The organism is Cupriavidus numazuensis (genome assembly GCF_905397435.1).
Lineage (GTDB): Bacteria > Pseudomonadota > Gammaproteobacteria > Burkholderiales > Burkholderiaceae > Cupriavidus > Cupriavidus numazuensis.
This window is the reverse complement of the sequence record NZ_CAJPVI010000048.1, coordinates 1-20,973: the sequence shown is the minus strand read 5'-3', so window position 1 is coordinate 20,973 and position 20,973 is coordinate 1. Positions and strand designations below refer to the sequence as shown.

The window sequence follows — 20,973 nt, the reverse complement described above, 5'->3', positions numbered from 1 at the left end:
GCATGAAGATTCTGATCGTCGGCGGCACGGGCATGATCGGCGGCCACGCCGCCCTGGCCCTGCGCGACAAGGGACACGAAGTCACCATCGCAGGGCGCAACCGCCCTGCCGCAGACACGCCGCTAGGTGAACTTGACTACCTGCGCTGCGATTACATCGCCAACGACCTGCCGGCCGCGCAGCTCGGTGCGTTCGATGCCCTGGTCTTTGCGGCCGGCAACGATGTACGCCACCTGCCGGCGGATGGCGACGAAGCGGCGCACTGGGAACGCGCCAACGTGCAGGGTGTGCCCCGCTTCTTCCGTGCCGCGCGCGATGCCGGCATCCGCGTCGCCGTGCATGTTGGCAGCTTTTATCCGCAGGCGATGCCAGAGCTGGTCGAGCACAACGCTTATATCCGCTCACGCAAGCTTGCCGACGAGGGCGTGCGCGCGCTGGCCGGCGCTGAGTTCCGCGTCGTGAGCGTCAATGCGCCGTTCGTCGTCGGGACCGTGCCGGGCCTGCTGGTGCCCATGTTCAAGGCCTATACCAACTATGCGAAGGGCGGCTTCGCGCCGATGCCTGACTTTGCGCCGCCGGGCGGCGTCAACTTCATTTCGGCGGCATCGCTGTCGGAGGCCATCGAAGGCGCGCTGCTGCGCGGCGAGAACGGCAAGGCCTATCTGGTCGGCGACGAGAACCTGACGTTCCAGGATTACTTTGGCGCCTTCTTCCGTGAGGTTGGCCGACCGGTGCCACCGGCCATCGACCAGGAACATCCGCTGATGCCGGATGCGGCGATCTGCTTCGGCCGTGGCAATACGCTCTACTACGAACCCGACTCGGCAGAGACCGCCCTGCTCGGCTACCGCCGCCAGGACATCGCACGCACGGTCAAAGAGATAGTCGCTCAATACGGCGGCTAAGTACTACGCGGCAGCTCCGTTCCTGGCAGCTGCCGCGTCCTCGTCACAGCGACGAAATCAGCTGTGCGTTGTCGATGCGCAGTTCCGCGCCGTTGATGAAGCGCGATGCATCCGAGGCGAGGAACAGCACCAGGTTCGCGACATCCTCGGGATTGCACATGCGCGCCATCGGGTCCGTGCCGATACCGAGCGCCACCGGGTCGAGATCCGGCACGAGCGCTTGCGTCATCGGCGTCCAGATGCCGTCCGGGTGGATCGAGTTGCAGCGGATGCGGTAGCCTTGCTGCTTGCAATGCACGGCCACGCTGCGCGTCAGCGCGGTAACGGCGCCTTTAGAGCCCGTGTATGCGCACATCATCGGCAGCCCGCCCAGCGCCGCAACCGAGGACATCATCACGATCGAGCCGCCGGTCTCATTGCCTTTCATGGCAGCCACGCCGAAGCGGCAGCCGAGGAAATAGCCATCCGCATTGACGCGCATGACCTGCCGCCAGCATTCGAGCGAGGTTTCCTCGATCGAGCCGAGCGGACAGATCGCGGCATTGTTCACCAGCACATCCAGGCGTCCGAAGCGGTCCAGCGCGGTCGCCATGACGCCGTTCCAGTCCTGCTCACTCGCGATGTCATGGCGCACGAACAGCGCCGCGTCGCCGATCTCGCGGGCCAGCGCGTGGCCCGCTTCTTCGTTGACGTCGCTCAGCACCACCCTCGCGCCTTCTGCAGCCAGCAGCAGCGCGTCCGCGCGGCCGACGCCGCTGGCCGCGCCGGTGACCAGCGCGACCTTGCCCTTCACCCTACATTCTTGCTTCATCTGCGTTCTCCTCTTCGTTGTGCCGACCGTTCATGCTGCGGCCGGAATCCTGCCCGCCAGCACGTCGTCCAGCGCGGCCTGGCCGTACATGGCGGCAATGGCATCGTCCAGCATGGGGTTGCCGCGCAGCTCGTTGCCGCCATCGACGCCGAAGCTCTGCCCTGTCACCCATCCGGATTCCGGACCGGCGAGGTAGCGCACGGCGTTGGCGATGTCTTCCGGCTCGCCGGCGCGTCCCAGCGGCATCTGCGCGACAAACTGGCCGAGCACGGCTTCGTTGTCGAACATCGGGCCAGTTGCGCCCGAGCGTGTGAGCCCTGGACGCACTGCGTTGACACGGATGCCGGCTTCGGCCAGTTCCTCTGCTGCGCCGCGCACGAATGCTTCCAGCCCGGCCTTGGCCGCGCAGTACGCCGACAGCCAGCGGCAGTTCATGCGCGCCGCGCCCGACGAAATGCAGACGATGCTGCCGCCATGCGGCGCCATCAGCGGCGCGGCGTGGCGCACGGCCAGGAACGCGCTGGCGATGTTGAACTCGATCTCGGCCATGAATGAAGCCTCGTCATGCATCAGCATCGGCTTGAAACCGCCGCCACCGACCGTTGGCACGACGATATCGAGGCGCCCACGCAGGTCCCACGCCTGCTGCAGCGCGGCCTGCACGTCGTCGGCGCGGCATGCGTCACCCACGCAGATCTCGATGCTGGCGCCGGGCACCTTCTCGCGCAGCGCGTCCCGAGCCGCTTCCAGCGCTTCGCGTCGCCGGCCCATCAATGCCACTGCGGCGCCATCGCGCGCCAGCGCCAGCGCGCTCGCCGCGCCAATGCCACCTGCGCCGCCGGTAACGAGTGCTGCCTTTCCTTCCAGTACTTTCGTCATGTTGTGCCTCATCCTTTCTGTGGGAGATCCTGGGTCCAGTCGACCAGCAGCGTGCGTGCGGCAATGCGCCACTCGCCCTGGCGGCGCACATAGCGGTCCTGGTAGCGGATGCCCCAGTCCAGCTTGCGCGGCACGCCGCCGTCGTCCTGGTACAGGTGGTTCGCAATGCAGTAGGTCTCGCCGCTCGCGGTATCGCCGTCTACATCGACCAGCTGGTGATGCACGTGGTGCTGCGTGGCGTTGTAGTTGCCGAGTGCCGACATGCCCTCGGCGATCGCCTGTGCGCCGTCGAGGTGGAATCCCGGGCCGCTCAGCTTCGCGTCGGGTGTGAACAGTGCCGTCAGGCGCGCGAACTCGCGGCGGTCCACGGCCTGCGCGTAGCGGTAGGCCAGTGTGCGGATGGCTTCTATGGATTCTGGGTCTGGCATCGCTTGTCTCCTTGATTGTTGAGTGTTGCGCCGTTCGCGGCGCGTGGGCGTAGCCGCGCCTATCGTGGCCTTCGCGGGGACAGCGGCCATCGTCCGGCTGGATTAGCCGGACGCGTACGTGGCTAGTCCGAACGAGTGATGTGCCGGTCTGCGCCGAACCGCAATCTTGGAAGCGGTTCCCATACTCACAGGAGGAGACATGAAGGATTTAAAACAAGCGTGCGTCGCAGTGGTTACCGGCGCATCGCGTGGTGCCGGCCGGGGCATTGCACTGGCACTCGGCGCAGCCGGCGCCACGGTGTATGTGACCGGACGCACCGAGCAGGAAGGCAGCGCGCCGCTGCCGGGCACGATTCACGCGACTGCGCGCGACATCGACGCGCTCGGCGGCCGCGGTATCGCGGTGGCCTGCGACCATGGTGACGATGCGCAGGTGGCCGCGCTGTTCCGGCGCGTGCGAGAGGAAGCCGGACGGCTCGACATCCTGGTCAACAACGCCACCTTCCTGCATGACGAGCTGATCATGCCGGGACCCTTCTGGCAGAAGCCGCTGGAGATGACCGGCATTCTCGACGTGGGCCTGCGTTCGGGCTATGTGGCCAGCTGGCATGCCGCGCCGATGATGATCGCGCAGGGGCGTGGGTTGATCGTTTTCACTTCGTCATTTGGCGCCAACTGCTATATGCATGGGCCGGCTTACGGCGCGCAGAAGGCTGGCATCGACAAGTTCGCGCACGACATGGCGGTAGACCTGCGGCCCCACGGCGTGGCTGCGGTGTCGCTGTGGATGGGGCCGCTGCGGACGGCGCGGACGATGCAGGTGTGGGAGAAGCATCCCGATAAATATGCGTCGTTTGCGCCGGTGGCGGAGACGCCGGAGTTTACGGGGCGTATTGTGGATGCGTTGTATCGGGATGCTGCTTTGATGGATAAATCCGGGAAGGTGCTGATTTGTGCTGAGGCGGCGCTGGAGTATGGGATTGTGGATGATGAAGGGGTGCAGCCGCCGTCGTATCGGGAGGTGCTTGGCGGGCCGCCGGGGGTGCATCCGGCGATTGTGGAGTAGGACGCTGGCAAGGCTGTTGTTCTTGGCAGGCGCTGCCGGTTTGCCTGCGTAGGCGGCGGGGCTTCTGGTTTTGGGGTGGCGTCGCTTTTGGCGGGCGCCGCTGTTTCGCCGGCGTAGCCAACGGGGGTTTTTTGCGGGCTGGGCTTATCGCTCTTGGCAGGCGCGGCTGTTTCGCCGGCGTAGCCGGCGAGTCACTTTTGTCCGAGCGACAAAAGTAACCAAAAACGCGTTTTGGTTGCCCCAAAGGGGCGAATTTTTATCGTAGTGTGCCAAGGGTGTTGTACGGGTATGGGCTTCAGAGGGGATTTCCGCTGCCTGCCGCGTGGGGCACCACCGTGAGTGGGAATACAGCGCTGATTGAACGAGCCCTGCAAGCGTCTGTGGCTCCTGCTGCCGGCGATATCGTGTGATCGCCTTCGGCTGCGCTGCGCGCAGAGCTCTAGTCTGAGCACACGGGCCCAGGGCTAACCACGCCTCGGTGACGAGGCCCGCGCCTCGGAGACGATGCCCGCGCATGGCATGCCGAAGTGGAGAAAGGACCTTGGACGAACCTGGGCGCCAGCCACGCTGATGAGCTTGCGTCCAGACGATGACGCGCGCGCAGCGCAGCCGAAGGCGTCCCACCACGGACCGTGTTGAAACGCTGTACCCGAGTCCGTCTTGGGGATCGTCCAAAAGCCGTGCCGCGCAAGGCACAGGTTCTGACTCACATGGCGTAGCAGGGTGGAACGGCCGACCACCAAAATGGAATCCAAAGCCGTTTGAACGTCTGCCGCCGTGGAATTGATGGCCAGCGGCAACGACGCGCTTTTTGGTTACTTTTTGTCGCTCGGACAAAAAGTGACTCGCCGGCTACGCCGGCGAAACCGCGGCGCATGCCAAGAACGACAACGCTAAGCCCCCTGCGACAACAGCCCAGTCGTAAACACCGTAGACCGCATCAACCACTCCCCATCAACCCGCACATACTCATCGGCATAGCGACCACTCAGGAAAGTCCTCCCCCCATTGACATCATCAAACGCCAGATAAGCCAGATCCCAACTCCCCCGCGCCGTCCCATCATCCAGCACCTGAACATCCCCCTGCCCGGCAAAATGCATCTCCCGCAGCGTCGGCCGGCAGGCCAGTTCAGTGAAGCACTGCACGAGCGCATCACGCCCCGCGAAACTGCCAATGCGGTCATAGTGAATATGCGCGCCGTCGGCGACAAAGCACGCCCGCATGCCCTCCGGGTTCTTGTCATCGCACGCACGCAGGTAACGCAGCTTGAGCGCCCGGATGGCGTCGGCCGCTTCGAGCCGGTCAAGCCGCTGCGCCAGCGACTTCATATCCGTCATGTCAGTCATTCCCCTCCTCCTCAGGATTCCCGCAACTGGTACTTCAGCACCTTCCCCGCCGCACTGACCGGCAGGGTCGGCACAAACACGATCTCGCGCGGCACCTTGTAGTTGGCCATCTGCCGGCGCGCCCAGCCGATCAGCGTGTCGGCGTCCACGCGTGCGCCATGGCGCAGCACGACGTACGCCCGTCCGACCTCGCCGAGCCTGTCGTGCGGCATGCCAACCACGGCTACCTGGGCCACGGCCGGGTGAGCCACCAGCAGTTTTTCGACTTCCGCGGGATAGCAGTTGAAACCACCCACGATGAACATGTCCTTGATGCGGTCGGTGATGCGCAGGTAGCCACGCGCGTCGAGCGTGCCGACATCGCCGGTATGCAGCCAGCCGTCGCTGTCGATCGCTTCGGCCGTGGCGTCGGGCAGGCCGAAGTAGCCTTGCATCACGTTGTAGCCGCGCACCAGCACTTCGCCCGGCTCGCCCGTGGCGACTGGCTGGCCCTGCGCATCCACGCAGCGGATCTCGATGCCCGGCATGGCACGGCCCGAGGTGGCGGCGACGGTGTCGGCATCGTCTCCGGCGCGCGTCAGCGTGGCAAAGCCGCAGGATTCGGTCAGGCCGTAGCCGGTGATGATGGTGTCGAAGCCCAGTTCGCTGCGCATGCGCTGAATCAGCACCGGCGCTATGGCGGAGGCTCCTGTCACCGCGATGCGCAGTGACGACAGGTCGAATTCGCGCAGGCGCGGCGCGTTGAGCAGCGTCTGGTAGAGCGTCGGCGGCCCGGGCAGCACGGTGATGCGCTCGTTCTCGACACGGGTCATCACGGCTTCGGCGTCGAACACCAGGTGCGGCAGCACCGTGGCGCCGCGCGACAGCGCTGCGAGCCAGCCGGCCTTGTAGCCAAAGGTATGGAAGAACGGATTGACGATCAGGTAGCGGTCGCCGGCCTGCACGCCGGTGATGGCTGCCCAACCGTCGACGGCGCGAAGGTTCTGCGCATGCGCGGTCACCACGCCCTTGGGCCGGCCGGTGGTACCGGACGTGAACATGATGTCCATCGGCATATCGCCGCGCACGGTGGCCTCGCGTTCGGCGAAGGCAGCCATGTCCACCTGCTGCGCTAGCGCGAGGAAGGCCTCCCAAGGCAGTTCGCCGTCGGCTGCCGCCCTGCCGTGTCCGGGACGCAGGATCACCAGACGCTCGAGCGTGGCGGGACGATGCGGCGCCAGCATCTGCGGATAGCTCTCGCCCAGGAAGTCGTCGACGCAGAACAAGAGCCGCGCGCCGCTGTCGGCCAGTACAGCGCCGGCTTCTACGCCCTTCATGCGGGTATTGAGCGGCACCAGTGCCGCGCCCACGCTGTGCGTGGCCAGCGCCGCGATGATCCATTCGGAGAAATTCGGCGCCCACATGGCAATGCGGTCGCCCGGCTGCACGCCGAGCGCCATCAGCGCGCGCGCTGCCTGGATGCGGCTCGCGTCGAGCGCGGCATAGCTCAGGCGCAGGCCGTCTTCCTGAATGGCAATGCGATCGCCGTAGCGCTGCGCCGCGCGCCGCACCAGTTCTGGAATGGTCGCCGGGATGTCCTCGCGCGCTGCCATGCCGGTCCCGGCCGGTGCCGCAATGGCGTCGATGGTGTCAGATGTGGTCATGTCAATCCGGGAACTTGAGGTGGATGTCGCCGCTCGCGGGGCGGGCCTGGCAAGCCAGTGTCCAGCCCGAATCGAGGTCGGCCTGGTCGAGCACATGGTTTTCGCCGAGCGTGACGTCGCCCTGCATCACCTGGCACATACAGGCGCCGCACAAGCCGGCACGGCAGGAGTTGGGGGCAGCCACGCCGGCGCGCTGCATCGCGTCGAGCACGGTTTCATCGGGCGCGACGCTGACCTGATGGGTTGCGCCATCGAGCTGCACTGTCAGCGCGGCGCCGTGCATGGTTGCCACCGGGACTGGCGTCGCTACCGTGGATACAGCTGGCATTGCTGCCTGAGCAGGTGCCGGTGTCCGGTCCGGTAGCGAAACGAAGCGCTCCACGTGCAGCTTTCCACGCGGTACGCCCAGTTCCTGCAGCGCGGCCTGGGCGCTGTCCATGAACGGGCCTGGTCCACAGATAAAGCACTCGGCCAGGCTCCACGACCGCACCAGCTCCTCGATCTGGCGCTGGCTGGGCGGGCCCTGCACGCTGTCGAGCCAGTGGATCACCCGCAGCCGGCCAGGATGGCGCCGCGCCAGTTCGCCCAGCGCTTCGCGGAAGATTACCGATTGCTCGTCTCGATTGGCATAGACCAGCGTCACCGTGCCGCGCCCATGGCGCAGCGCCGCCTTGGCGATCGACAGCACCGGCGTGATGCCGCTGCCGCCGGCCAGCAGCAGGAAGTCGCCGTGCAACGTGGGTGGCGTGAACACGCCGGCGGGCGGCATGACCTCGACCGTATCGCCGGTGCCGAGGTGGTCGCAGACCCAGTTGGAAACCCGCCCGCCCTGCACGCGCTTGATCGTCACGCGCAGCGCGCTGTCGACTTCCGGCGCGCTCGACAGCGAATAGCAGCGCTGCTGCGGCACGCCGTCTACCGGCACGCGCAGCGTCAGGAACTGGCCCGGCCGGTAGGCAAAGGTGTCGCGCAGGCTGTCGGGCAGCGCGAAGACCAGCGAATGCGCCTGGTCCGTCTCCGCCACGACTTCGGCGATCTGCAGCCGGTGAAATTGCGCTTGCACCATAGTCGTATGCGTCAGGCGACGCCCATGATGGTCTGCGCGTTGTCGATGCGCAGCTCGGCGCCATTGATGAAGCGCGATTCATCGGAGGCCAGGAACAGCACCAGGTTCGCCACATCGCGCGCATGGCACATGCGCTGCATCGGGTCCACGCCGCCCACCTCCTCAGGCAAGGCGGTGGCGCCGCCGGGCAGGAAGGCCGCCGTCATCGGCGTGAGGATGCCGTCCGGATGGATCGAGTTGCAGCGCACCTTGTAGCCGCTTTGCTTGCAGTGCGCCGCGACGCTGCGCGTCAGCGCCGCTACTGCGCCCTTGCTCGCGCTGTAGGCACAGAACGCCCCCATGCCGCCCAGTGCTGCCACCGACGACATGTTGACGATGCTGCCACCGCCCGCCTTCATCGCGGCCACGCCGTACTTGCAGCCGAGGAAGTAGCCATCGGCGTTGATGCGCTGCACCCGCTGCCATTGCTCCAGCGACGTGTCTTCCACCGTGCCTAGCAGCAGGATGGCGGCGTTGTTGACGAGGACATTGGGGGCGCCGAAGCGCTGCTCGGTACGTGCGATCACCTGCTGCCAGCCGGCTTCGCTGGCAATGTCGTGCTGCACGAACAGCGCGGTCTCGCCGATCTCGCGCGCCAGCGCATGGCCGGCTTCCTCGTTGAGGTCGGTCAGCACCACGCGTGCGCCTTCGCGCGCCAGCAACAGCGCGTCTTCCCGGCCGACGCCGCTCGCGGCGCCGGTGACGATGGCGATCTTTCCTTCAGTACGTTGGCTCATGAATGGTCTCCTGCTGATTGTTGCTTCTGATTTCCGCCTGCCGCTGGCCGGCAAACTGGTGTTTGCATGGCGGCCTTCTGACGGCCGCTTACGTATGGATTACGCCGGGCACAACGAGGCGAGCGGCGCGGAAGTGGAATAGGCCCCGTCGACATAGACCAGCGGCGACACCTCGCCCGCCAGCCGCACCTCGCGAAGCCGGCCGATAAAGACCGCGTGCGTGCCGTAGTCGAAACGGCCGTCCTGCGTGCAGATCAGGTTCGCCTGGGCGTCGCGCAGGCACGGCACGCCGAGCATGTCATCGTCCCACTGGCCGCTGGTGAAGCGCTCTTCGCCCTTGAGCCTGCCGCTGCAGTCCACCGCGATATCGCGATGGTCGGCGGCCAGCAGGTTGATGCAGAAGTCCGCGCCGGCATCGAGCGGCGGATAGATCGACGAATTGCGGTTGATGCAGATCAGCAGCGACGGCGGATCCGCCGACAGCGAATCGACCGCGGTCACGGACATCGAATAGCGGCGCTCGCCATCGCGGCAGCTGATGACCGCCACCGAGCGCGCCATGCGGCGCATGGCCATCAGCATGTCGTCGCGCAGCGTGGCGCCGGGAATGGGATTGGCGCTCATAAGGCCTCCTGAACGGATTGAGTGTGGGGCGCCGCGGCAGTCTGCCGCGCTTGCTGCGCCAGCACGTCGGCGGCGATAAAGCCGAAAGTCATGGCGGGTCCCAGCGTGGAGCCCGCGCCTGGATAGCTGGTGCCCATCACCGCGGCGCTGGTATTGCCAATGGCGAAGAGCCTGGGAATCGCGGAGCCGTCTTCGCGCAGCACGCGCGCGCTGGCGTCCGTCACCAGCCCGCCCTTGGTGCCGATGTCGCCGGCGTCGAGCCGTACGGCGTAGAACGGCGCCTTGCCGATCGGCGCGAGGCACGGATTGGGGCGGACGGTGGGATCGCTGTAGTAGGTATCGAACAAGTTGTCGCCCTTGCCGAAGTCCTCATCCACGCCGCTCGCCGCATAGCGGTTCATGCGCGCCACGCTGTCGGCCAGGCCCGCGGCATCGATGCCGGTTTGCGCGGCCAGTGCCTCCAGCGTGTCGGCTATCACCAGAATGCCGGACAGGCTGGCGGGGATGCTGCGATCCGGCATGACCGAGCCGGGCAGGATCGGCCCGCACGGATACTTGTGGCGGAACGTGGCGTCGAACACCATCCACGCGGGCACGCTGCAGCCGGTCTTCTCGTGGTCGCGGTACATGGCGGGCACGAATTCCGAGTACGGCGCGGCTTCATTGACGAAGCGCCGCCCCTGCCCGTTCACCACCATGCAACCGGGCATGGCGCGTTCGATAAAGAGCGCGCGCTGCTTTTCCTCGCCCTGCACGCGCACGGTCGGCGCGCCCCACATGTGGGACATCAGCGCGACGCCGGCACCGGCGGCCTGGCCAGCGCGGATGGCATCGCCGGTATTGTTGGGCGGTGTGGCGCTCCACGTGGCCTGCGTCGGTTGCGGCAGGTATTGCTCGCGCATGGCCTGGTTGCGCTCGAAGCCGCCTGCGGCCAGGACTACGCCGCGCAAGGCACGGATCTCGACCACGCGGCCGTCCTGCAGCGCGCGAACGCCACGGACCACGCCGTCTTCGATGATCAGGTCCTGCAGCGCCGTATCGAGCCACAGCGGAATGGCCCGGTCCATCATCGCGCGCCGCAGGCCGCCGGCCAGGCTGTTGCCAAGCGTAAGGCGGCGGTCGCGCCGTGTCTTGCGGCGCCAGCCAATATCCAGCCAGTAGCGCGCGAACTGGCGCGCTGCCAGCCACAGCCAGCCCGGCGACTTGCACACCAGCTTGTGGGCCTCGCCGGAAGTCACCGCCACGCGGCCGGCCACCAGCGTGCCGGGGGACGGCGGGCGCAGGCGGTCAAATTCCTCGCGCAGGCGCGCGCCGTCGAATGGCATCGGGTCGAGCGAGCGGTAGCCCGGCATCGCGCCCGGTTGCTTCTGGAAGTAGTCGGCGTAGCGCGGCAGCGTGTAGTACTGCACGCCGGCCTGCTTCTCCAGATACTGCAGCATGCGCGGCGCGTGGTCCAGGTAGGCACGCAGCCGCTGCGGATCGCCGTGTTCGCCCGTGCAGGCAAGCACGTATTCGAACGCGGTCGCGTAGTCGTCTTTCGCGCCCGCTGCGGCGATATGGTGATTGAGCGGAATCCAGATGCCGCCGCCGGACACCGCCGACGTGCCGCCATACTGGCTGCTCTTTTCCAGCACCACCACCGACAGGCCGCGGTCGGCGGCGCGGCAGGCGGTCAGCATGCCGCCCGCGCCGGAGCCCACCACCACCACGTCGAACTCCGCCGGCTGCTTGCGCGCTGTGCTCTGGCTCATGATCGGTTCCCTTGATCGGTGCGCGGCTCAGATGAAGAAATCGGTGTTGGCGCGGCCCATCATCACGCCGCCCAGGTTCTGGCCGAATCGGTCCAGGTTGTTGGCGTAGTGGGCGCGTGCCGCGTGCAGGTCCATAAAGCGGCGCACCATCGGGTTGCTGCGGTAGATGCCATTGCCGCCCGCATAGCGCAGCAGGCCGTTGGCAAGCTGCGCGCAGCGCTCGGCGACCTGCGACGACTGGTAGCGGAAATGCAGCCGGCGCGGCGTCGGCATCTGGCCGCCCTCTCGTGCAAGCGCCAGCAGTTCGTCGAAGTTGCGTTCGAGGATGGTGCGCATCTCGTCGATCGCCACGGCGGCATTGGCGCAGGCGAGCTGGGCGCCGCCGTCCTCGGCCGTCTTGCTGCCGCCGTTGCTGCTCACGCGGCCATCGGCATAGGCGACGAAATCGTCGAGCGTGCCTTCGAGCGCACCGATGCAGGCGGTGCACACCGCTCGCACGAAAATCTGCGCGAACGGGAGCCGGTACAGCGGGACGTCGTTGTGCGCCAAACCCGGACTGGTACCCATAGCGCCGTCGACGGCGCGATGCGTGCGGTACTCGGGCACGAACACATCGTCCACGACGATGTCATGGCTGCCGGTCGCGCGCAGGCCGAGCACATCCCAGTTGCGCACGATCTTGTAATCGGAGCGAGGGAGCAGGAAGGTGCGGTAGTCATAGGCACCACCCGGCTCGGACGGCGGTACCAGCCCGCCCAGGAAGATCCACTCGCACAGCTCGCTGCCGCTGGAGAATTTCCAGTGCCCCGAGAAGCGGAACCCGCCTTCCACCGGCGTGACCTTGCCGACCGGCATGTAGGTTGAAGCGATCAGCGTCGAGGCATTGTTGCCCCACACCTCCTGCTGCGCGCGCTCGTCGAACAGCGCCAGTTGCCAGTTGTGCACGCCGACCACGCCGTAGACCCAGGCGGTCGACATGCAGCCTTTAGCCAGCGCCATCTGGATACGGAAGAAGGTCTGCGGGTCAAGCTCGTAGCCGCCGTAACGGCGCGGCTGCAGTACCTTGAAGAAGCCCGCGGCCTGCATGTCGGCCACGGTCTCATCGGGAATGCGTCCCTCGGCTTCTGCCTGCGCGGCGCGCTGCGCCAGCACGGGAATCATCTGCTCGGCGCGCGCGATCAGGCGTGCCGCCAGTTCCTTGGGATTGTTGTCGTGATGCACCGCGGTCTCCTTGTGATTTTGTCTTGTGGCTGGCGTTGATATTTGCATCGGCGGGTTCGGGTGCCATCGTCTGATGGGACTAGCCCTCGCGCGATGAAACCGGGCATTTCATGGAGGCACTGGCCCTCTCCCCCGGCCCCTCTCCCGCAAGCGGGAGAGGGGAGCAAACCATCGGGGAGCAAGTCCAGTCCGGTCAGGCCACGCGCAGCTTGTGGCCCTGCTTGCGGAAATGCGGGATCACGTGTTCGCCGATATTGCGGATGGTCTCGAGTTGCGCCCACTGCGGCACCGTGCCCATCTGGCAGATGAACAGGATTTCGTCGGCGCCGGCGTCGATCAGGCGTTGCACGTAGCCGATGCAATCCTCCACCGTGCCGTAGGCATGGTTGGGATTGAGCATCATCATCGCCGGGTCGCTGAAGTCCACCGAGACCTTCTCGGAAGCGAAATTCGTATTGATGACGTCCTTGCCCTGCGCGTCGGTAGCGGTGACATGTTCGTCGTCCCACTTCGAAGGATCGGGACGCTCCCCGCCTGCGTACCAGTACGACAGCGATTCCATGAAGTAGCGCTGACCCTTGATGCCGATCTTGCGCGCGGCCAGGCCATCTTCGAGCACGATGGTCGGGCATAGCGCGGCCAAATGCTGGTGCGGGCGGAAGCCCACCTGGTCCTCGGACTTGCGACTTTCCCATGCCGTGCGGTAGATGTCGTTCTTCTTGGCGACATCCTCCGGGCCGCCGAAGCCGAGCACCAGCGCGCCCATACCGCGCGCGCCCGCGCGCTGCAGCGTGTCGGCATTGGTGCAGGCCAGGTACATCAGCGGATGCGGGTCCTGGCGCGGCTTCGGGTGGATCGGGCGGCGCGGGATCTTGATGAATTCGCCGTCGTGCTCGATCTCGTCCTGCGTGAGGATCTTCGGGATCAGGTACATCGACTCGTCGATCATCGGGTGCAGCGTGCTCAGGTCATAGCCGAACGTACCGGCCTCCTGCTGCGTGCCGCCCTTGCCCACGCCGAAGTGCACGCGGCCACCGGACAGGATGTCCAGCGTGGCAATGCGCTCGGCCACCTTGACCGGATGATTCATCGCCGGCGGCAGGCACACCACGCCATGGCCGATGCCGATGCGCTGCGTGCGCCCGGCGACGAAAGCCAGGAACGTCTCCGGCGCGCTCATGTGCGCATAGTTGGTCAGCGCGGTGTGCTCCACCGCCCAGACCACGTCGAAGCCCATGTCCTCGGCCAGCACCACCTGTTCCATGATTTCATCGAACACCTTGTGGTCGCCGGCGCGCGAGGCATCGACGGTCTGGGCTTCATAGATCAGCGAAAAACGCATTGCAGTCCCCTCTCGGCTTGTATCGGTCCAGATCCGCATCCGGGGCACTGCAAGACGCTGCGCCTGTGGCCGGATGTGGCCTGTGTGATCGCAGTGTGGTCGCCGCAAGGCGTTGCAACATCGTCTGATTGGATTATGAGCAGGACATTGCGCCTGCCTATCATTGGCAACGGGCATCACGCCCCCTGTTTTCAACGAAAGGAACCGCACACCATGCAATCGAAGCTGTTGCTCTACCCCGTTGGCGATCTCGACACGGCCCTGCCGTTCTTCACGGAAGCACTCGGACTACCAGTGAAATTCCGCGATGGCGACCGCTATTGCGCGCTCGATGCGGGGGCGCTGACGCTGGCGCTGGTGGCCGGCGAAGAAAGGCTGGTGGAACAGCCGGCGTTGGCGTTCAAGGTGGACGAAGCCGAAGACATTGCCGCGGCAGTCACGCGGCTGGTGGAAGCCGGTGCTGCTGTGGCACAGCCCCCTGCGCAGGGGCCGCATGAGGCGCGTGCGGTGCTGCACACGCCCGAAGGCTTTGCGCTGGTGCTCAGCGCAAAGCTTGCGCCGGCAAGTTAGCCGAGCGAGATCACGCTGCTCAGCAGCATGCGGACCAGCGTGGCCTGCCGCGTCACGCCGGTCTTGGAGAAGATCGCGCGCAGGTGCGCGCGCGCCGTGTTCTTGCTGATGCCGAGTTCGTCCGCGGCTTCGTCGAGCGTGAGACCGTTGGCAAGCTGCAGCGCGAGCTGCGTCTCTGCAGGCGTGAGATCGAACAGCTGGCGCACCACGTCATGCGACGCCTGCGAACGCCTCTCCGGGTCGCGAATGAACACCACGCACGCAGGACGCTTGCGATTGTCTTCGGACCATTCGCTAAGCGGAATGGTGCGGACCAGTACGCCGAGCTTGGCGCTGCCGGACGGACGCGTGATCGACATCGCCTCCATCACCGGCGGCGCGGTGCCGACGTGCCCCATCATCGCCTGGCGCAGCACGCGCTGGAACTTGCGGTTCTCCTGGCCGTACTCCACGTCGAGCCCGCCCTTTGCCATGCGGATGCCGTCCTTGGCGGCGAGGATTTCGTCGGCGGCCGCGTTGGTCTTGATGATGGTGCCCGACTCGTCGAGGATCACCATGCCGACCAGCATGCGGTCGATGGCGCTGGCGTAGACGGTGCGTTCCGATTCCACCACGTCGATGCGCGAGTGCAGGTCCACCGCGCGCTTCAGGTGCGGCAGCAGCGCGGTGCACAGCGCCTTATCGGAGGTGGAGAAATCGGGGCCGTCATGGTTACGGCAGACGCGGAAGCGGCATTCCACGCCGTCGTCGGTGCGCAGGTCCGCACCCAGGATGTAGCGGATGCCGATGTCCTTGAGGAACTGCTGGTACAGCTCGCTCATGCACCAGACACCGTGACCCAGGTGCTCGTCGATGGTCACGACGCGGTCGGAAGGCAGGCCGATGAAGGGATCGAGCGAATAGTAGTAGCTGTTGTAGGACACCTCGCCCGGCAGCGTCTGGCCGTGCTCGGAGGCGTTGACCATCAGCCCGGGACGGTCCGTCGACGGCGAGCGCAGGATCAGCGTGACGTAATTGGCATCGAGCTGCCTGCGGATCTGCTCCAGCGCCTTGCCCCATGGCACCTGCTCCATCGGTCCCTGGTAGATGTTCCCCAGCAACGCGCTGAAGTCCGACAGCGACACGGTTGCCTGCGTGAACAGGTGTGCGATTGCCGGGTTCTGGCTAGCCTCCATCAGCATTTCCTCTGTCTCCATTGTGTGGCGTGCGCAGCGCGCGGGACGTGCCGCGCAGCTGGCCTTGTACGGGCTCTGCGGCCCTTCTTTGCGTCCCGATGACGGGGATGGTGGCGGTGGCCGGCGTGGCGGCCACCTTCATGTTTTTCCCGAAGGCTGGACCGGCAATGCATGCGAAGCGGACTAGTCCTGCGGAACAGCACAATGCTCACGCGCCTGACGCCCGCGCACATACTCCAAACAGACTAAGGGCAGACCCATCCCCGCCATCCCGGCCATCCCCGCCGAGCCGAGGGCAAACCCTTAGGCGTCCCCGGATCCTTGGAAATTCTGCTCGACGCCCGCCACTGCCCTACCCAAACAGACGATGCCGTGCCGCCGCGCTGCCGCTACAAGACAGCCATGCGCGGCGATTTCCGCCGCCTTCATTTCACCGAGGAGCAACACCATGGCGGCAATTCCGCGGCAGCAGGCCGCAGTGATCACGGGAGCGGCCAGCGGCATTGGCTGCGCGCTCGCGCAAGCGCTGGCCGCGCAAGGGTATGCGCTGGCGCTCGCCGATATCGACGCCAATGCGCTCGAAGCGGCACGCGCGGCGCTCGCCGGGCAAGGGGCGACCGTCATCGCCATCCCCACCGACGTGTCCGATGCGGCGCAGATCGAGCACCTGTGCGAAGAGAGTTTCCGGCAGCTGGGCCGTGTCGACCTGCTGGTCAACAACGCCGGCATTCTTGCGACCGGCCGCTGCTGGGAGCTGGAGCCGGAGGTGTTCGAGCGCGTGTTGCGCGTCAATCTGTGGAGCGTATTGCACGCGCTGCGCAGCTTCGTGCCGCGCATGGCGGCGCAAGGTGCGGGCCATATCGTCAACGTGGCATCGATGGCCGGCCTCGCGGTAGGGCCGTGGCTGGCGCCCTACACGCTGTCCAAGCAGGGCGTGGTCGCGCTCAGCGAAGGGCTGCTGCTCGAACTGCAGGCGGCAGGGATGCCGCTGGGCGTATCCGTGGTCTGCCCCGGTCCGGTCGCCACCGGCATCGCCGCCGGACTTGGCGGCACGGCGCCGCAGGAAGTGGACCAGATGAACGGCGCCCTGCGCAGCGGCATTGCCGCCGGCATGACGCCCGATGCCGTCGCCCAGATGATCCTCGACGGCGTGTCGGCGGGCCAGTTCTGGATCCTGCCGCATGAGCAAGCCGCACAGGCCGCGCTCGTGCGCGCGCAAGGCATTGCCGCCGGCAAGGCGCCCGCCTTCGCGCTCTGACCATCCTCAACCACCTTACCAGGGAGATTCCATGCCGCTCGATCCCCAGGCCCGCGCCATGCTGGACGCCATGGCCGCCATGCCGAGCCCCGATTTCGCCACCCTGCGCGCCGCCGACTATCGCGCGGCAGTGGCCGCCATGCCGGGCTTTGCGCCCGGCGACAGCATTGCCGCGCAGCTAGACCTGACCATCGATGGCGCGGCGGGCCCGTTGCCGGCGCGCCTGTACCGGCCTGACGACAGCGCCGGCCTGCCGCTCGTGGTCTATTTCCATGGCGGCGGCTTCGTGCTCTGCGGCCTCGATTCGCACGACAACATCTGCCGCAGCCTGGCGCGCCGCAGCGGCGCGCTGGTGCTGTCGGTCGACTACCGGCTGGCTCCGGAAGCGCGCTTCCCGGCCGCGGCCGACGACGCGGTCGCGGCTGTGCGCTGGGTCGCCAAGCACGCCGCCGAGCTGAGCGCCGACCCGGCCCGGCTGGCAGTAGCCGGCGACAGCGCCGGCGGCAACCTCGCTGCGGTGGTGTGCCAGCAATTGCGCGGCAGCGGCATCGCGCTGAAGCATCAGCTACTGCTCTACCCTTACCTGGACTGCACCGACGCCGCCGCCGACAGCGCCAGTTACCGCGACTGCGCCGAAGGCTATTTCCTCAGCGCCCGCGAGCTCGACTGGTATCGCGCCCAGTACCTGGCCAATCCGGCCGACGCCGCCGATGTGCGCGCGAGCCCCTTGCACCAGCACGACTTGCACGGCCTGCCGGCCGCCACCATCATCACCGCGGAATTCGATCCGCTGCGCGACCAGGGCGAAGCGTATGGCGAAGCGCTCCAGCGCGCGGGCAGCGCGGCAACCGTGCGCCGCTGGCCCGGCCAGTTCCATGGCTTCATGAGCATGCAGGGCGTGATCGATGCCGCAAGCCACGCGCTCGATGCCGGCGCCGCGTCGCTGCGCCAGGCCTTTACCGCCAGTGGCACGCAGGAGGCAGCATGAACGCCACCCTGCTCCCGCCAATGCAGGACGTGCTCGCGGCGCTGGCGGCCGGGCAACGCGTGGTGGTGCTCGAGGATGAGACCGACGAGGCCCTTGGCTGCGTGCTGGTCGCCGCCGAGCGCGCCACCGAGGGCGACGTCAACTTCATGGCCGCCGAGGCTCGCGGGCTGGTCTGCATGGCGATCACCGAGGCGCGCCGCCAGCGGCTGCAGTTGCCGCCCATGGCCGCCAACCATCGCCAGCGCGAGCGCTACACGGTGTCGATCGAAGCCGCCAGCGGCGTCAGCACCGGCATTTCCGCCGCGGACCGCGCCCTGACGCTGCGCGTGGCCGCGGCGCGGCTCGCGCAGCCAGCGGACCTGGTCCAGCCCGGCCACATCTTTCCGGTAGTCGCGCAGCCGGACGGCGTGCTGCGCCGCGCGGGCTTTGCCGAAGCGTGCTCCGACCTGCCGTCGCTGGCCGGATGCGTCGCCTCGGGCGCCTATGCGATGCTGCTCGACGATGCCGGCGACCTGCTGCGCGGCCCTGCGCTGCTCGCGTTCGCGCAGCGACACGGCCTGCCCGCGGTATCGATCAGCGGGCTGATCCACCACCGGCTGCTGACCGAAGGCGCGCTGCGCCGCACGCGCACGACCGAACTGGACACGCCGTATGGCCGATTTACCGTGCACGCCTACCATGACGTGCCGGTCGATGCGCTGCACCTGGCGCTGGTGCTGGGGCAACCCGATCCGGCCGAGGCGGTGCTGACGCGCGTGCAGACGGTCGAAATGCAGCGTGACGTGCTTGGCTTCGGCGCGCCGTTGCTGCCGGCCTGGAACCTGGAACGGTCGCTCGCGCGTATCGGAGCCGAAGGCTGCGGCGTGCTGGTGCTGCTCGATGAACGGGAATCGCCGCAGCAGCGGCTGGAGCGGCTTGCCGCACCGTCCGCCGCTACGCCCGCACCGGCGTTTGCGCAACGCGCGCTGGGCGTGGGGGCGCAGATCCTGCGCGACGTGGGCGCGCGCAAGCTGCGCCTGCTCAGCCATCCGGTGCCTTACCGCACGGTCGCCGGCTTCGAGCTGGAGGTCACGGAGTTCGTGCCCCCAGCCTGAACAAGGTGGCTACGCGCGGCCGAAGCAGTCTGTGAAGCTGCGCGTGAATCGGTCCACGTCGGCGTCGGGCAGGTGATTGATGCCACCTGCCAGGCGCCGGCCGCCGCCGGTATCGAAGCCGCGGCAGAAGTCAGCCGCACCGGTGGCGCTGTGCGCGGGCACCCGCACGCTGACGGCAAAGCCGCCGTCCGTCTTGGGCGACAGCAGCCCGATGGCGTCGCCGGGACGCCCGCTCACCAGCTCATTGGCCAGCACGCCGATCGCGCGCCGCGCCCATGCGGCGTCGGGCAGCACCAGCAGCGCGGCACCCGGGACCTCGTGCGACGGCGCCAGGCAGCGCGCGCGGGCCATGTCGTCGGCATAGCCGGCACACAGCACCCGGTAAGCCGCGCATTGGGCCGCGAGGTCCAGTGGATCGGCAAACGGCAGCATGTGCGCGGCCAGCTCGGCCGGATCGAAGTGCAGATCGGCCACGCACTCGCCGTAGGCGTTGTAGTTGAGGCAGGTGCCCAACTGCTCCAGCACGGCGGTGTCGCGCGCTTCGAGCCCGGCCTGCGCAGCCATCTGTCGGGCCACGCCTGCCAGGTTGTCGCCGAAAGCCGCAGTGATCGCCCAGCGCCGGTGGCGACCGCCTAGGTGGCGGTCCACCAGGATGCTGGTGCAGACTTCCGCGCCTTCGTCGATATGCGCGCACAGCCCGGGATGCTCAGGCAATGCGCCGGCGTGGTGGTGGTCGAAGTACTCCACCCGCGCACCGGCAGCGAGCAGCCGCAGCAGGCCGGCGCGGTTCTGCTCCAGCGAAATATCGAGTGCGGTGACCGTATCGCCCGGTGCGGCGTCGATGCGGTCAAGCAGGTGGATATCGCGCTTGACGCCGGTGACCAGCGTTGCGTCGCCGGGATGGGCCAGGCGCAGCTGCTGCAAGGCACACAGGCCGTCGGCGTCGCCGTTGAAGGCAAAGTAGCGTGTCATGGCAGGTTTCCGGTGGCCAGCGATCAGGGCATGAAATCGCCGCCGTTGGCGTCAAGCGACGCGCCGGTGATCGCACGGGCGTAGTCCGACACCAGGAACAGCGCTGCGCGCGCGCAGTCGTCGTCGGTCGGCATGCGGCCCAGCGCGATCTGCGCGGTGACGGGGGCAATCACCGCATCTTCGCTCATGCCCTGCTCCGCTGCAACGTGGCGCACATAGCCCTGCACCGGCGCGCCCCACATCCAGCCCATGAAGATGCTGTTGGCGCGGATGCCATACGGGCCCAGTTCGCGCGCCAGGTACTTGACCGCCACCGCCAGCGCGCCCTTGGACGCCGCGTAGCCGCCTTCGCCGGGCATCGGCTTGCGCGTGGCCTGTGTATTGATCATCACGATCGCGCCGCCGCCCTGCGGCTTCATCAGCGCCGCCACTTCCTGCGTCAGCGTCATGGTGCCGAACACGTTGGTGTCGAACACCTCGCGCCAGACGTCGAGGTCGGCGGATGCAATCGGTTCCGGGAAATTGCCGTGCTGGAAGGCGCTGTTGACCAGCGCGTCGATGCGTCCGTAGCGGCGCAGGGTCTCGCTGGCCAGGTGCCGGCACTGGGCGCGGTCGGTGATGTCGGTCACCACCTTGAGCACTTCGCAGTCGGCGCCCAGTTCGTCGATGCGGGCCTGGGCCTCGTCCAGCTTCGCCGCAGTGCGTGCGGCAATGGCCACGGCGCGCGCGCCTTCGCGGGCGGCCTCCACGGCGAGTTTCACGCCCAGCCCGGGGCCGATGCCCGAAATGATGACGATCTTGTCCTTCAGCAGCATGATGTTGTCTCCTCGGTGCGCATTGCGCTGTCTTTTAACGGGTGTTACTGACCGGCGCACTAAATAGTGCGTACGTTTGATCAGGCTGCGTAGCGAACATGCTTTTCCTGAAACAGGTTGCGAATGACGTGAGGCTGCTTCTGCCGGCGATGCAGATGGCGACGCACGCTATCGATCATTTCTGCCTTGTTGGTCGGCCGGCTCTTGCCCATCGCATTGGTTTTCACGTCCTGATTGAGC

The 20,973-nt window shown here is 67.1% G+C and carries 21 protein-coding genes; 6 read left to right on the top strand and 15 right to left on the bottom strand.

The features are described from left to right. Window positions 1-2: 2 nt before the first annotated feature. On the top strand, window positions 3-905 hold the full coding sequence (locus KHO41_RS30250) for an NAD-dependent epimerase/dehydratase family protein (protein ID WP_211956926.1): 903 nt from the start codon (window positions 3-5) through the stop codon (window positions 903-905). Window positions 906-948: 43 nt separating this feature from the next. On the opposite strand, the gene KHO41_RS30245 is transcribed toward KHO41_RS30250, so the two are convergent. Genes KHO41_RS30245 through KHO41_RS30235 form a run of 3 tightly spaced genes read right to left on the bottom strand, consistent with a single transcriptional unit; the run spans window position 949 to window position 3,023 of the window. Continuing rightward, window positions 949-1,716 carry an SDR family oxidoreductase gene (locus KHO41_RS30245; RefSeq protein ID WP_211956925.1) on the bottom strand — a complete coding sequence of 256 codons (768 nt, stop codon included), beginning with the start codon at window positions 1,714-1,716 and terminating at the stop codon, window positions 949-951. A gap of 30 nt (window positions 1,717-1,746) precedes the next feature. After that, the gene (locus KHO41_RS30240; RefSeq protein ID WP_211956924.1) at window positions 1,747-2,595 is read right to left on the bottom strand and encodes an SDR family NAD(P)-dependent oxidoreductase; all 849 of its coding nucleotides are present in this window, start codon (window positions 2,593-2,595) and stop codon (window positions 1,747-1,749) included. An 8-nt stretch (window positions 2,596-2,603) separates the two neighbouring features. Further along, the gene (locus tag KHO41_RS30235) at window positions 2,604-3,023 is read right to left on the bottom strand and encodes a nuclear transport factor 2 family protein (RefSeq protein WP_211956923.1); all 420 of its coding nucleotides are present in this window, start codon (window positions 3,021-3,023) and stop codon (window positions 2,604-2,606) included. Between the two features lie 199 nt (window positions 3,024-3,222). Here KHO41_RS30235 and KHO41_RS30230 point away from each other — a divergent pair, with 199 nt between their 5' ends. Beyond that, window positions 3,223-4,089 (top strand): SDR family NAD(P)-dependent oxidoreductase, encoded by an 867-nt coding sequence (locus tag KHO41_RS30230; protein ID WP_211956973.1) that lies wholly within the window; start codon window positions 3,223-3,225, stop codon window positions 4,087-4,089. Window positions 4,090-4,982: 893 nt separating this feature from the next. Here the strand turns inward: KHO41_RS30230 and KHO41_RS30225 are convergent. The 8 genes from KHO41_RS30225 to KHO41_RS30190 all read right to left on the bottom strand — a co-directional run bounded on the left by KHO41_RS30225 (window position 4,983) and on the right by KHO41_RS30190 (window position 13,861). Next, window positions 4,983-5,429, bottom strand: coding sequence for a nuclear transport factor 2 family protein (locus tag KHO41_RS30225; RefSeq protein WP_376989880.1), 447 nt, complete (start codon window positions 5,427-5,429; stop codon window positions 4,983-4,985). A gap of 20 nt (window positions 5,430-5,449) precedes the next feature. After that, window positions 5,450-7,081 (bottom strand): FadD3 family acyl-CoA ligase, encoded by a 1,632-nt coding sequence (locus KHO41_RS30220; protein WP_211956921.1) that lies wholly within the window; start codon window positions 7,079-7,081, stop codon window positions 5,450-5,452. Between the two features lies 1 nt (window position 7,082). Continuing rightward, window positions 7,083-8,147 (bottom strand): ferredoxin--NADP reductase, encoded by a 1,065-nt coding sequence (locus tag KHO41_RS30215; RefSeq protein ID WP_211956920.1) that lies wholly within the window; start codon window positions 8,145-8,147, stop codon window positions 7,083-7,085. 11 nt (window positions 8,148-8,158) lie between these two features. After that, window positions 8,159-8,923 (bottom strand): SDR family oxidoreductase, encoded by a 765-nt coding sequence (locus tag KHO41_RS30210; RefSeq protein WP_211956919.1) that lies wholly within the window; start codon window positions 8,921-8,923, stop codon window positions 8,159-8,161. Between the two features lie 99 nt (window positions 8,924-9,022). Further along, on the bottom strand, window positions 9,023-9,547 hold the full coding sequence (locus KHO41_RS30205; protein ID WP_211956918.1) for a flavin reductase family protein: 525 nt from the start codon (window positions 9,545-9,547) through the stop codon (window positions 9,023-9,025). Further along, window positions 9,544-11,298 carry an FAD-dependent oxidoreductase gene (locus tag KHO41_RS30200; protein WP_211956917.1) on the bottom strand — a complete coding sequence of 585 codons (1,755 nt, stop codon included), beginning with the start codon at window positions 11,296-11,298 and terminating at the stop codon, window positions 9,544-9,546. Before KHO41_RS30200 ends, KHO41_RS30205 begins: the two co-directional genes overlap by 4 nt. Window positions 11,299-11,325: 27 nt before the next feature. After that, on the bottom strand, window positions 11,326-12,519 hold the full coding sequence (locus KHO41_RS30195) for an acyl-CoA dehydrogenase family protein (protein ID WP_211956916.1): 1,194 nt from the start codon (window positions 12,517-12,519) through the stop codon (window positions 11,326-11,328). 193 nt (window positions 12,520-12,712) lie between these two features. Beyond that, window positions 12,713-13,861 carry an LLM class flavin-dependent oxidoreductase gene (locus tag KHO41_RS30190; protein WP_211956915.1) on the bottom strand — a complete coding sequence of 383 codons (1,149 nt, stop codon included), beginning with the start codon at window positions 13,859-13,861 and terminating at the stop codon, window positions 12,713-12,715. A gap of 213 nt (window positions 13,862-14,074) precedes the next feature. On the opposite strand from KHO41_RS30190, the gene KHO41_RS30185 reads away from it, so the two are divergent. Next, the gene (locus tag KHO41_RS30185; RefSeq protein ID WP_211956914.1) at window positions 14,075-14,431 is read left to right on the top strand and encodes a VOC family protein; all 357 of its coding nucleotides are present in this window, start codon (window positions 14,075-14,077) and stop codon (window positions 14,429-14,431) included. On the opposite strand, the gene KHO41_RS30180 is transcribed toward KHO41_RS30185, so the two are convergent. After that, the gene (locus KHO41_RS30180; RefSeq protein WP_211956913.1) at window positions 14,428-15,612 is read right to left on the bottom strand and encodes a helix-turn-helix transcriptional regulator; all 1,185 of its coding nucleotides are present in this window, start codon (window positions 15,610-15,612) and stop codon (window positions 14,428-14,430) included. The genes KHO41_RS30185 and KHO41_RS30180 overlap by 4 nt on opposite strands. A 297-nt stretch (window positions 15,613-15,909) precedes the next feature. Next, complete coding sequence (locus KHO41_RS30175) at window positions 15,910-16,056, bottom strand: hypothetical protein (protein WP_211956912.1); 147 nt, start codon at window positions 16,054-16,056, stop codon at window positions 15,910-15,912. Between KHO41_RS30175 and KHO41_RS30170 the strand changes: the two genes are divergently transcribed. Genes KHO41_RS30170 through KHO41_RS30160 form a run of 3 tightly spaced genes read left to right on the top strand, consistent with a single transcriptional unit; the run spans window position 16,055 to window position 18,946 of the window. Continuing rightward, a complete protein-coding gene (locus KHO41_RS30170; RefSeq protein ID WP_211956911.1) occupies window positions 16,055-16,864 on the top strand; it encodes an SDR family NAD(P)-dependent oxidoreductase in 810 nt (269 codons plus the stop codon). The two genes, KHO41_RS30175 and KHO41_RS30170, sit on opposite strands and share 2 nt — an antisense overlap. A gap of 31 nt (window positions 16,865-16,895) precedes the next feature. After that, the gene (locus KHO41_RS30165; RefSeq protein ID WP_211956910.1) at window positions 16,896-17,852 is read left to right on the top strand and encodes an alpha/beta hydrolase; all 957 of its coding nucleotides are present in this window, start codon (window positions 16,896-16,898) and stop codon (window positions 17,850-17,852) included. Beyond that, window positions 17,849-18,946, top strand: coding sequence for a 3,4-dihydroxy-2-butanone-4-phosphate synthase (locus tag KHO41_RS30160; protein ID WP_211956909.1), 1,098 nt, complete (start codon window positions 17,849-17,851; stop codon window positions 18,944-18,946). The genes KHO41_RS30165 and KHO41_RS30160 overlap by 4 nt, the downstream gene beginning before the upstream one ends. A gap of 9 nt (window positions 18,947-18,955) precedes the next feature. Here the strand turns inward: KHO41_RS30160 and KHO41_RS30155 are convergent, their stop codons facing one another. Then, the gene (locus tag KHO41_RS30155; protein WP_211956908.1) at window positions 18,956-19,918 is read right to left on the bottom strand and encodes an acetyltransferase; all 963 of its coding nucleotides are present in this window, start codon (window positions 19,916-19,918) and stop codon (window positions 18,956-18,958) included. A gap of 23 nt (window positions 19,919-19,941) precedes the next feature. Next, window positions 19,942-20,733, bottom strand: a complete 792-nt coding sequence (locus KHO41_RS30150) for an SDR family oxidoreductase (RefSeq protein WP_211956907.1) — start codon at window positions 20,731-20,733, stop codon at window positions 19,942-19,944. Window positions 20,734-20,973 lie beyond the last annotated feature (240 nt).